Raw genomic sequence first — 12,503 nt, 5'->3', positions numbered from 1 at the left:
CTATTCTCTTCCCCGTCGCCGATGTCCTTTCCCGAGTCACTTCGTCTAGCTGTCCTGATTCCTTGCTACAACGAAGCCGCAACCGTGCGCTCGGTCGTGCGTGATTTCCGGGCGGTACTGCCAAACGCCCGCATCTATGTGTTCGACAACAACTCGACCGATAACACAAGCGAGGTAGCGCGCGCAGCCGGCGCCGTGGTCCGTCAGGTCGCGTATCAGGGCAAGGGCAACGTGATCCGGCGGATGTTTGCAGATATCGACGCGGACGCGTACGTGCTCGTCGATGGCGACGACACGTACGATGCAAACGCCGCTCCGCAGATGATCGAGCGTCTCATCGAAGACGCGCTCGATATGGTCGTGGCGACCCGTCATACGGACGAGCAGGAAGCGTATCGTCTCGGCCATCGCTTCGGCAACGTGATCCTCACGCGGTTCGTCGCGTCGATCTTCGGCCGTACGTTCACCGACATGCTGTCGGGCTATCGTGTGTTCTCGCGCCGCTATGTAAAGTCGTTTCCCGCGCATTCGAAAGGCTTCGAAACGGAGACCGAATTGACGGTCCATGCGCTCGAACTGCGTATGCCCGTTGCCGAACTCGCGACGCGGTACAAATCGCGGCCCGAAGGCTCTGTCAGCAAGCTCAACACGTATCGCGACGGCTTTCGCATTCTCGGCATGATCGTGAAGCTGTTCCGTGCCGAGCGGCCGCTCACGTTTTTCTCGATCGGCACGGTGGTCAGTGCGCTAGCGTCGATCGTGCTCGCCGTGCCCCTGGTCGAAACATACTTTGAAACAGGCCTCGTGCCACGTCTTCCAACGGCGGTGCTGTGCGCCGCGCTGATGATCTTCGCGGCGCTGTTCCTAGTGTGCGGTGTGATACTCGATACCGTCACCCACGGCCGCGCCGAAGTGAAGCGTCTCGCTTACCTTTCTGTGCCCGCACTGGATGTTGAACTCGAGCGCGCAGTAGTGGAAGCGAAGGCCGTGAAATGAGACGCGAACTGCTGCGCTTCGCAATCGCTGGCGTGATCGGCTTCATCGTCGATGCAGGTGTGCTGTACGGGATGCTCGCGCTCGGCGCGGGCTATTTCGTCGGTCGCGCCGTGTCGTTCGTCGCGGCTGTCTGGTCGACGTGGCAGTTCAACCGCCGCTTCACGTTCGTCCAGGGTAGCAACAAGTCGGCATGGACCGAGTGGTGGCATTACCTGTTCGCGATGCTAGGCGGCGGCGGCGTCAACTACGCGGCGTATAGCGCCGCGATCCTGCTGCTGACGAAGAACTCACTGCTACCACTGATCGCCGTGGCAATCGGCTCGCTCGCGGGCATGACAGTCAACTTTGTCAGCGCGAAGCTGTGGGTCTTCAAGGCCCGGTCGAAATCGTGAGGCCGGATATGCAAGCTCAAGCTACGTCGCCGGTCGTGCGCTCGCGCCTCATCGATCTGCGCTCGCGCCGCGCAATGATCGTCGCGTGCGTGGCCGTACCACTCCTGTTCGGGCTGTATTCGCTGCTGCTTGGTGCTGACGCGAACTGGGATCTGTACAACTATCACCTGTACAACGCGTTCGCGTGGCTGCACGGCAAGCAGCAGACCGACTTCGCGCCTGCGGGCATGCAGACGTATTTCAATCCGCTGCTCGACACGGCTCTGTATCTGTTGAACACGCATCTGCCGTCGCGCGTCGTCGGTTTTCTGCTGGGCACGTTGCATGGGTTGACGTTCGTGCTGATCGTCGTGATCGCGCGCCGTGTGTGGCCATCGGAATCCAGCGATACCGCTTACCGCCTGCCCGTTCTGATCGCGGCAGCGGGCTGCCTCACGGCAAACTTCCTGTCGGGACTCGGCAATTCGATGGGCGACGACACGACGGCGCTCATCGTGCTTTGCGGCCTGCTGGTGGCGCTATCGAACTGGCGGCGCCTTGGCGAGCGCACGGTCAGCGCGTTCGGCGTGGCGATGGCGAGCGGCCTGCTGATCGGTTTCGCGACGGGCCTCAAGTTGACCAACGCCGTGTTTGCACTCGCACTTTGCCTGAGTCTGCTGAGCTATCCGGCCACGCTGTCCGTCCGAGTACGCATTGCTTTCCTGTTCGGCGTCGGCGTCCTGTTCGGCATGGCCGCGACCACGGGCTACTGGATGCTGCATCTGTGGCAGCAGTACGGCAACCCGCTGTATCCGCAGTTCGGCCGCTTCTTTCCGAACCCATTGACGACAGCAGCCGCGCAAGGCGACGTGCGCTGGCTGCCGCGCAATCTCGTCGAAACGCTGCTGTGGCCGTTCATCATCACAGCGGACTCAAAGCGTGTCGGGGAAACACCGATCCGTCAGGTGATCTGGCCGATCCTCTATCTGGTCGTCGTGTGGTGGGCTTTTGCGCGCGTCGCAGGGCGTTTCGCGGGCAAGTCACGCGTCGCATTAGAACCGAAGCAACGGCTCGTGCTGTTGTTCGTGGCGCTCAGTTTTGTCTTGTGGATGAAGCTGTTTAGCATCTACCGCTACATCGTGCCGATTGAGGTGCTGGCCCCGCTGGTGCTCGTGATGCTGCTCGACCGGCTGCTGCCTGCGCACATCGCGCGGCGCGCGTCGGCGTGGCTGCTGATTGCTGCGACGGCCATCGTCGTGACGGGCGGCGCTCGCACATGGGGGCACGAAGGCTGGGCCGATCCGCTCTATCACGCGAAGCTTCCGCCTCTCGTGCAGCCGGAGCGTACGACGGTCGTGATCAAGAGCACGACGACCGGCTGGGCCTGGATCGCGAGCCTCTTTCCCGACACAGTGGCGTTCACCCAGATCGACAGCAGCTTTCCGGCGACCGATACGTTTCGCGCGAAAATCGTCGCGCTCGCGCGCGAACGCGGTGGTCCATCGTTCGCGCTGATCGACGGCGCGCACAACTGGCGCGAAGACAACGTCAACGATGTGAACAACCTTGTTGCTGCCGTCGGTTTCACGCGTTCGGAGCGCGGCTGCAATGCATTGCGCTGGGCGGTGTCGAAACTGCATCTGCACGCGGCGGTTGCCGATCCGCGCGACGCTTCGGAAGCATGTCACCTCGGCTTGCGTGCAGACGATCAGTTCGATCTCGCCGCGCGTAATCGTCAGCTTGCCGCCGACGCCGCTGCTGCGTTCGAACGCTCCGGATTCACCTTCGACGCGAACTCGTGCACGCCGTATGAGGCAGGGATTGGGAAGGGCGTGCTCGCCTGGCAGTGGTGCCGCATCAGCCCGCGTTAAAGCTCACGCCGGTAGGCGGATCGCTCAGGAGTGGCGTTTTCTACGGACCACCAGCCACCTTGGCACCTTGAACCGCACGATGCTCACATAGAGCCACACATACGTCGCCGCGAACACGATCACGAAGCAGAACAGATGCAGCGTGTGCCGCCAGAACAGCGTCGCCGGCACGACAGCAATCAGACACAACAGCCACAAATACGGCGACGTCAGCGAATTGCGCCGGGTCAACTCCCGCGCCGTACGCGCGCCAACAGCCCAGCGCATCAGCCGCTTGTAGACGAGCATGTGCAGATGCACGCCATCGGGAATGCCAGGCGAGATGCCGCGGATGAACTTCTTCCGGTAGATCGAGAAGCAGGTCTCGAAGATCGGGTACATGAACAGCAGCACGGGATACCACGCCGACACGTCGCGATTGCCCATCACGAGCATGATCGATAGTTCGCCGAGCATGAAGCCGATGAAGTAGGCGCCGCCGTCGCCGAGAAAGATCAGGCCCGCCGGGAAATTCCAGATGAAGAAGCCCATCACCGCGCCCATCATGATGAAGGACGCCGACATCACGATCGGGTCGTGCACCTGGAATGCGACGTAGGCGAGCGACGCGAACATCATGAGCGCGACCATCGATGCCAGCCCGTTGAAACCATCGATGATATTGATCGCATTGGCAAGCGCCGCGACTGCGAGCACCGTCACCGCGCAGGAAATGGCCGCATAGGACAGCAGGAAATCGAGCGGCGGCACGCTGATACGCGTGACTGCGATGCCCAGCACGAAATAGGCGAGGGCGGCGGCGACCATCGTGCAGATAAGGCGCGCGAGCGGCGACACTTTTTTCGTGAGGTCTTCGATCAGACCCGACGCGAACGCCGGAATCCCGCATGCGACGACGCCAAGAATACCCGCAGACACAGCAGGATAAGCGCCGTACAACTGGACCGCTGATACCACGAGCCCAATCAGAATCCCCGTCCCGCCAATGCGCGGCACAGGCCGCGCATGGAATTTCTGCACGCCGGCGAGATCAGTGTCCGCAAACGTTTCATGCAGATGCGCGTACCGCACGATCACCAGTGTGACCAGTAGTGAAACGATGAAGCCGAGCGCGAAACTGAGCATGAAGGTCGGGGCCGGAAAGCAAACGGTGGATTATACAAATGAAACGCAGCGTGCCCGGACGGGTTGACATGCGCGTCTGCGGCACCCCCTGCCGTTAGCGTCCATAATGCGCTGCATCATCCATCCGTTGTTCGAACATGAAAACATCACTTGTTGTCCATCTGGGCGCGGCGGTATTCGCCCTGCCTCTGTCGTCGATTGCGGCCGAACCCAGCGCACCGTTTTCGATGGCAGGCGTCTCCGACCGCGGCGAGACCGTTGAATTGCGCTTCGATGCGCCGAGCGCGCGGACCGCCAGGCTTCTGATCAAGGGAGACAGGACGGGGGCGACAGCAAAGACGGTGCCGTGTTCTTACGAAATCGAGCCTGTGCAGAAGAGCGGGACGCTCGACAATCCCGTCATCCAGATCCGGTTCGCCGACAACCAGAAACTGACCATCGCCTGCGATCCTTTATCCGACAATTGCCACGCGGATGGTTACCCGACCGTGAGCGGCACGACCTTCTCCCTGCTCTGGCGGATCCAGCGAGCCGACCCGCAGTCCGTCCACGCGAAGGGTCTCGCCCGCAAATAACGGGCACGATCGACGCGATCCCCGCACCATCCCACATGCTGCATCATGGATTCTCCCTATTCGGAGTCCGCAACGCGTTGCCGTTAGCCATCGATGGGGCAGCCATCCCGGCTGGCCGATTGCACGTGACGGACACACATGCTCAACAACATCACTATCCGGCAAGGACTGACGCTCGTCATCGGCATTTTTGCGACATTTCTTCTGATCGTGATCGGCGTCGGCTGGGGGGCGCTGAAATTCACCAACGACGGTCTGGAGAACGTGCAGCAGTCGTCGGCGGCGATGAACGCGCTGACGTCGAGTTCCGAGAAGCTCCTGCAGGTGCGGCTGTCGCTTGGCAGCTACGAGACGCTCTTCAGCGTCGGCAAGGAGACGGAAGGACTGCTCGCGGCCGCGCACAAGGTGCTCGAATCGTCGAACGAGGATTTCCGCACGTACATGGCCGGCCCGTTCGGCAGCGACGACGAGCGCAAGCTCGCGCAGACCGTAGCCGACGCGCGCACGGCGCTCGTCAATCAGGCGATCGAACCCGAACACAAGGCGCTCGTCGATAACGACTTCAACACGTTCCGCACGATTCAGGGCGAAACGGCCGACCGCTTCTACGGCGTCTACGCGAAAGCGATCGCCGCGCTTCAGCACGCCCAGGCCGAGAACCAGCAGCATGCCGCGGCGCAACTGAGCCGGCGCTTCATGATTTCGACGGCGCTGTTCATCGCGATCGGCGCGGCTGCCGTCGTGGTCGGCGTGTTGGCGCGCGCGGGGCTGTCGTCGGCTGTGGTGAAGCCGGTGAACCAGACGATCCGCCATTTCCGCAGTATGGCCGACGGCGATCTGACGACGGCCGTCAAGGTGCGTTCGCGCAACGAGATGGGTCAGCTGTTGCAGGCGCTGTCGCAGATGCGCGACGGGCTCGTCGACACGGTGTCGAAAGTACGCGGCAGCACGCAGTCGATCACGATCGGCGCGAACGAGATCGCGGCCGGCAACGCGGACCTGTCGAGCCGCACCGAGCAGCAGGCGGCCGCGCTGCAGGAGACGGCGGCGAGCATGGAAGAGCTGTCGGCGACCGTCAAGCAGAACACCGACAACGCGAAACTCGCGAGCCGTCTCGCGCAGGGCGCGCTGGAAACAGTGGTGCGCGGCAGCGAGGTGGTGACGCGCGTGACCGAGACGATGGACGGCATCACCGCGTCGTCGCGCAAAGTCGGCGAGATCATCGGCATCATCGAAGGCATTGCGTTTCAGACCAACATCCTGGCGCTGAACGCAGCCGTCGAGGCGGCGCGCGCGGGCGAGCAGGGGCGCGGCTTTGCAGTCGTGGCATCGGAAGTGCGCGCGCTCGCGCAGCGCTCGGGCGCAGCAGCGAAGGAGATCCGAGAGCTGATCGGCGATTCCACGGCACAGGTGGCGCAAGGCGCGTCGCTTGTCGCCGATGCGCGCAAGACGATGGAAGAAGCGATGAACTCGGTGCAGCGCGTGACGGGCATCATGGGCGAGATCGAAGGCGCCGCGCATGAGCAGAGCGACGGCATCGAGCAGATCAACAAGGCGATCGGCCAGATCGATGAGGTGACGCAGCAGAACGCGGCGCTCGTCGAACAGGCTGCGGCTGCGGCAAAGACGCTCGAAGCACAGGCGGTCGTGTTGCGCGAGGCGGTGGCGGTGTTCCGGGTCGACGCATAGGATCGGATCTGAATGCAGCGGCGCTTCGAGGTGAACGAAAATGTACCGCTCTCTCGCTAGCGAAACCGACCCTTCCGCTGCGTGATACGACCAGTGACTCTCGAATTGTCGATTTGCTAGATTCCGCCTCGTTCGAACCGTTGACGTAGCGCGTCCAATCTCTATCAAACCTGCGAATACTTTTTCGTCGAACGTATTCCTCCACAGCCCGCTGAACGACGTTCTTTGCGGTTATCCTGCGCTCGGGAACAACTCGAATCTGGCACGCTCTTCGAACAAGGTCGGAAGTGCGGCATCAGACGGTATCAATCCAGTATTACAAAAAAGTACCGAGAACCAAAACAATTCAACGGCACGGGCGTCGAAGAACCGGTTTCGAGCTGATCGCACTCACGCGGATAATTCGGCCGCATCGAACGGTATCGGGCGCTTTCACTGCGTAGAAGCAGCGTGCTCCAATTGCTCGCGTAACCGACATGTCATAGCCGAACGCTGCGCATGCCCATTCGGTGCAAGTTCCTTACGTGCATCGTTAGCCTGCGCCACTGCGGCGCAGTAAATTCTGTACACGTCGACATCCTTTTGCCGGTAGGCGGAAGGCTTATCCGTCAGTGTATGCACAACTGAGTCACTCATCGGAAACCTCGCCAGTCGAAGAGAAGTGCGGAAACTTCGAGAAACCTGCCATTGAACTGTTCGCAATATGGCTTGCAAGAGTAATCAACTCGTCACGCTCATCCGCGTAGTTGAGGACCCGACCTTCGCAGACGCGCATTATGGTCAACGGATTTGAGCGTGGTCGGCATCCAGTCATTGACCGAATTCGAACACCACGGTGGGTCGGTTGAGGTAGATCTGTGGCAACCGGCCTATTTCGTTTTTTGACGCGTCCGGATCGTATGTACAACTACGCGTTGATTTCGAAATATAACAAAACGATCATTGCGTGCTGGAAAACTTGCGAGCTTTCTCTCAAAGACAATCGACCCGGTGGCGATCCCATCGAAGTTCATGGCGCGGCAGTATGCCGGGAGCCGCGGCTAAAGAGGGCGGCAGCGATCGAGACGGGCCTGAAGATTCTCGCTGACGCGAAAAGGTGACCAGAATTCTCGCAGCCGATCGGATCGAACAGCTTGAGTCAGCATGCAACATCTAGTCAACAGGACGACATTTCCGACGGACTGGCGGCGGATCGGCGGCTTGCATGTGCGGCGTTCCATGCGAAGCTTGAATCCGGGAGTCCGTAGTGAACGTACGTCAGGCGGTATTGCCTTGTGATGCTGTATATGGCGGCTCCCAATACTTACTCACTAAAGGATGCAAATGAAAATCCGTCGATTCGTCTTTGGCGCCAACCAGAGGGAAGTCGTGAGCCTGAGCAAAGGACGAGCGGAGCTCGTGGTTCCGGCCGATGTTCCATTCGCGGTGCTTGAGAAGTTCAGGCGCCGCATACGTGACCGCATCGCTCGGCCGCTCGCATGGAAGCGCCTCGAAGCACGTCTGGCTATTCGGGAAGAGGTGAGACGCAGACATGGGCGCGTGCACATACGGCGTCACGAGCCTGTGCGCGAGCCGCGGGTCCGACGCGGGGCAGTCCGGCGAAGTGTCTGCTTTCGCTAGGTTGCTTCGGGAAATCGGCAACACGCGCGACGCATGGTCTGGGGCTGCGAGCCATGGTGCGTTTCGCGGGGGGCAGTTGACGACTCTCTCGCAGCGCCGGCAAGGGGGGGCGGTGTCCGCGGGCATGCGTCGCAACATGCATTCTCTGCTCCCAAACATTCAGATCGCATCGTGCGGCGGTGGGCGACCACCACTCGATTGGATTTTGTCCCATCGCTCTGACACGCAGACATCCTGTTGGTACAGCTGCGTGCGATTGTGGATCTTCGCTTGATCTCGCGTAGCCAGGCCAACGCGCGTTCGGCGATGCCTTCTGCCAATAGCACTCAGGACCGGTAAAAGCGCCAGGGACTTGCGTACACGACAGTGCGATCGACAATCGGAATGAGGATTCCGGGCGCTCGGCTAAGCGTAGATCGGTATCCGAAACAAAAGTTGGAGAGAGGATATGCTCGAATTCGTCGTATTTTCGTTAAGATCTTTTTGCCTGGGTCTGCCGCTCTACTGGGGGGTGATGCTGCTTGCCTCCTTGTCCGGGCACTATCGTCTGGTCGGCGCGCACGGCTTCAAATTCATGATCTGTACTGTTGCCGCAGCGTGCGGCATTGTCTGGGTGAACGCAAGGCGGCGGATCTGGACGCGGGTCGCCTTTGGGGTGCTGAGCGTTGGCATGTTACGCCTGCTTCTTGCATTCAACGTGTACAGCTTATACGCCGTTGTCATCTGGTACACGGGGTTGCTGCTGATGGAGTTTGAGCGTAAGCGTCAGACCCGGCTGCCCGGGCAGATGCAAACGCACCCTGCGCGGACCGACTTACAGCAACCGCACGCTCCTGCAGATTCTTCGCAGCCGGACTATGACTACAGTCACCTGGTAAGCCGTGCGAGGTACGGATTCGCCGACATCGTTGGGATGACTGACACGAAGAATCGCGTGCTCGCTGCAGCAAAGGAAATCCTCTCGCTTCAGGATCAGCCCGACAGGAAGGTATCGGGACAGTCGAGGCGCCCGCCCCGCAATGGAATACTGTTCTTTGGCGACCCCGGCAACGGAAAAACATTGTTTGCCGAAGCGCTCGCGGGAGAGCTTGGCCTCAGATACATTTCGATTGCCTATGGGGATATCGCATCGCGCTGGATAAACGATACGCCCCAGAGAGTTAAAGCTGTGTTTGATCTGGCACGTTGTGAGTCTCCGATTCTGCTTTTTATTGATGAGTTGGACTCGTTCGTGAAAGACCGGAGTTCTGGGCGCTCACACTCGATGGACCACGATCTTGCCAACGTGATGCTGACCGAGATAGTCGCGTTGCGTGGAACGTCGGTCGTACTGGTCGCGGCGAGCAATTTCATTGATGACAGCCTCGACAGGGCCGCAATCCGTGAAGGGCGTTTCGATTACAAGATTGAGGTGCCGCCTCCCGATTTTGCCGCGCGCAAAGCACTCCTTGCCCGGAGCATCTGCCGTGAGCTTGGTCAAGACTACATTGACGCCGAGACGCTCACGACCCTTGCGCAGCGTTGGGAGGGATTCAATGCGAGCCGCCTGGATGCGCTGGGCGCGCAGCTCAGAGATATGCGCGCCAACGGATCATTGGCCCGAGGGCGGATCACGTACGACGCAGCGATGAAGGCCATGCGCCTCCTGCAAGGACGTAAAGGCAAACTGCCGGAGGATGTCAAACCGATCGACGAGATCATTATGCCCGGGCGTTCGCGCGATATGCTGCGCGATCTCGCCTTCCGGATGAAGAACGTGCACAGCCTCGAGAGGATTGGTGGCCGTGTTCCGACGGGCCTCGTGTTTGCGGGACCGCCAGGCACTGGCAAGACCCAGGCAGCGATGTCACTGGCCAGGGAAAGCGGCTACGCATTCCTGTCAACGACAGGCGAACAGATCATCGCAAGACCTGAGTCGTGGGACGCGCTGGTGCGCCAGGCCCGCGAGATCAGACCGACGATCGCGCTCGTTGATGAGGGGGACGTAATCCTGCGTTCCCGGACGCATTCTAACGTCTCTGCGCTGACCAACAAGATCCTGACGACACTGGACGGCGCAGAAGGGCGGGTGCGAGACATTGTGTACATCCTTACGACCAACTACCTGAACGACATTGATCCGGCTGCCCTGAGGGGTGGCCGCTTTGAGGAAACGATCATGTTTGATGTCCCGGATGAGAACGAGATGGTGCAGTACGCCAGTGCGCAGCTCAAGAGGCTGGCGGGTGGTACCTATGTGATCATGCCAGGAACCCGGATGCGTCTTAGTGAGCTCCTCGTCGGAAAGTCGATTGCCGACGCCAACGCCGTTCTGCAAAAAACGGTTGATGCGGCTGCCGTACGTGCGCTTCGCGAGAGTGTCAACGAAATCCGTGCATCGGACGTCGAGTCGGCGGCTGCAAGCGTTTTCACCGCCAGAACTTTTCAGCAGTAGGCGCATTGGGCAGCGTATGCACCGACCGCGCCCCCGATATCAGGCGCACACCAGACACATGTACTTCCTGATCCTTAAGGCGATTCCTAATGCTGCCTTCGCGTGATAACGACGACATCAACTGCATCATGCGCTTTGTGCGCGCCATCGCTCTGGTTCTGCTTGCGCTTGCCACGTTCATCGTCACGTTAGCGATGTTCTGGCGGGATGCGGGAATCGATTCGATTCTTGAATCCTGGTTTGGTCAGTGGTCCGACACGAAGTTGACGGTTGTGGCGGGCTTCATGATCGTCGCCTCGCTTTCCGCGTTGCGGGCCGTACAGCAATCGGATAGCAGGTACAAGCGGCGACCCCCGGACGCCCGGTGATTTCCATTGCATCAATTCCGTGTCTTAAGCGGGCGGCCACCCTCGAACGGGCGAGGTGCAAAGGTGCTGGCAACATGAACAGGATTCCGCTGCATGACACACGCATTGTGTTGTCACCTTGCATCCGTTCTTGCACACGATCGTCACCGCCGCCTGATCACGATAGGTAGAGCCGCCTGTCCCCCGGGCTCACCGAGGGACGTGGATCAGATTTGTATGTGCGGCCGTTGGCGGCCATCTGGGTAAATTGGCTGGATGTGTCGTGATCCGATAGCGGCGTGCAGTCCCTCTGTCCAGCCGGCCAGCGTCCTTACCAAGCCTTCTGGCCGCGATCCGGCGCCAGCTTGCTCATCCGTTACTCGCAGCTCCCGTCCCCTCATACAGACCCGTTCGGTTTTCACTTGCAGGTCCAGGCGTCCGGAATCCAGCGCCTTGCGTCAGCGAAGTTGGGCCTGACACTGTCTTTGCGGTCATCACAAGGTGGCGCGAATAATTAGTTAAACCAAGGATAATGTTATGAAATCGGAAGCTGGAAAGTGGTCGAGGCGTTTTCTGTCGGTTGACCTGATTTGCTCTCAGGTTTTGGGCGCCATGCTATTTGTCGACTGGGTGCAGAGATTCGTGTTCGATGTCATGGCGGGGAGGGTTTTGACTTCGAGCGAAAGGGGCGTCTTTCTTCTGCTCGGAGCAACGGTCGCGCTATTGCTACGAAGCGCCTTTCGTCGCTGGGGATTGTGCCGCTGGGTCGGTCGGGCGTCGCTAGCTATTGCTGTCGTGCACACGATACTGCCATTCGATGGGCTGTCTCTGGCGTCTATTTTCGTTCTGATCTCGGCGGTGGTAATGGAGATCGCCATGAAGCGTTCAGGCTCCTGTGTGCAGATTGCGCGGTCCGGATTGGTCCACCGGTATGGCGGATGTGAGGAGGATTCGTCGCCACGCGTCGAATTGTCGGAAACTACGAGTCAAACTCCAATAATCCCGGGAGATGAAAGGGAGCCGGCAGGAGATACCGTCCCGGTTACGTATGCTCCGAATTCTACGGCCGTACTGGAAAAGCCTGTCGTCGCCCTGGAAGTCAAAGCACGGACGTTGGATATTGCAGCCATCACCCACATGACGTTCCCGCTCGCGCGCCATGGTGATGCCGCGAATGATCCCGCACAGGTGTTACCCGCCGGAATGGCGCTATCCGATCCTGACAGCCTCGGTTCTTATATACGCGTACAACTGCGGGTGATGGCTGGATCAAACGCATTGTGTGTTTCGCGTTACCTGATCCAGTATGCAGTGACGGCAATTCAGGGAGAGTGTCTCAGCACCATTGCGGAAGTCGACGCGGTACTGCAGCGAATCATTGATGCGGCAGCGCGTCGCGAACGGTCCGATGGAAGTGCGACCATTTGTCTCGAAGACGTTCGCGAGGCACTTCGCGGAACCTGAGGCCAGACTCT

At 60.1% G+C, this 12,503-nt stretch carries 9 protein-coding genes; 8 read left to right on the top strand and 1 reads right to left on the bottom strand.

Features of this window, described 5'->3' with window-relative positions; all coding sequences use genetic code 11:
- Nucleotides 1-21 precede the first annotated feature (21 nt).
- Genes QEN71_RS25585 through QEN71_RS25575 form a run of 3 tightly spaced genes read left to right on the top strand, consistent with a single transcriptional unit; the run spans nt 22 to nt 3,238 of the window.
- Nucleotides 22-996, top strand: coding sequence for a glycosyltransferase family 2 protein (locus QEN71_RS25585; RefSeq protein ID WP_201651019.1), 975 nt, complete (start codon nt 22-24; stop codon nt 994-996).
- Nucleotides 993-1,388, top strand: coding sequence for a GtrA family protein (locus QEN71_RS25580; protein ID WP_201651020.1), 396 nt, complete (start codon nt 993-995; stop codon nt 1,386-1,388). The genes QEN71_RS25585 and QEN71_RS25580 overlap by 4 nt, the downstream gene beginning before the upstream one ends.
- An 8-nt stretch (nt 1,389-1,396) precedes the next feature.
- Complete coding sequence (locus QEN71_RS25575) at nt 1,397-3,238, top strand: glycosyltransferase 87 family protein (protein WP_201651021.1); 1,842 nt, start codon at nt 1,397-1,399, stop codon at nt 3,236-3,238.
- Nucleotides 3,239-3,262: 24 nt separating this feature from the next.
- Here QEN71_RS25575 and QEN71_RS25570 read toward each other — a convergent pair whose 3' ends face one another.
- A complete protein-coding gene (locus QEN71_RS25570; protein WP_201651022.1) occupies nt 3,263-4,363 on the bottom strand; it encodes an MraY family glycosyltransferase in 1,101 nt (366 codons plus the stop codon).
- 137 nt (nt 4,364-4,500) lie between these two features.
- Between QEN71_RS25570 and QEN71_RS25565 the strand changes: the two genes are divergently transcribed.
- The 5 genes from QEN71_RS25565 (at nt 4,501) to QEN71_RS25545 (ending at nt 12,492) form a co-directional block, all read left to right on the top strand.
- Nucleotides 4,501-4,938 (top strand): hypothetical protein, encoded by a 438-nt coding sequence (locus tag QEN71_RS25565; protein ID WP_201651023.1) that lies wholly within the window; start codon nt 4,501-4,503, stop codon nt 4,936-4,938.
- Between the two features lie 138 nt (nt 4,939-5,076).
- Nucleotides 5,077-6,627, top strand: coding sequence for a methyl-accepting chemotaxis protein (locus tag QEN71_RS25560; RefSeq protein ID WP_201651024.1), 1,551 nt, complete (start codon nt 5,077-5,079; stop codon nt 6,625-6,627).
- Nucleotides 6,628-8,695: 2,068 nt separating this feature from the next.
- Entirely contained in the window at nt 8,696-10,681 is a 1,986-nt protein-coding gene (locus tag QEN71_RS25555; protein WP_201651025.1) for an AAA family ATPase, read from the top strand.
- 89 nt (nt 10,682-10,770) lie between these two features.
- Complete coding sequence (locus QEN71_RS25550; protein WP_201651026.1) at nt 10,771-11,049, top strand: hypothetical protein; 279 nt, start codon at nt 10,771-10,773, stop codon at nt 11,047-11,049.
- Between the two features lie 516 nt (nt 11,050-11,565).
- Complete coding sequence (locus tag QEN71_RS25545) at nt 11,566-12,492, top strand: hypothetical protein (protein WP_201651027.1); 927 nt, start codon at nt 11,566-11,568, stop codon at nt 12,490-12,492.
- Nucleotides 12,493-12,503: the final 11 nt, after the last annotated feature.

Origin of the sequence: Paraburkholderia sabiae (assembly GCF_030412785.1) — a bacterium.
Lineage (GTDB): Bacteria > Pseudomonadota > Gammaproteobacteria > Burkholderiales > Burkholderiaceae > Paraburkholderia > Paraburkholderia sabiae.
Note: the sequence above shows the minus strand (reverse complement) of the source record. Positions and strands in the feature narration are given on the sequence as shown.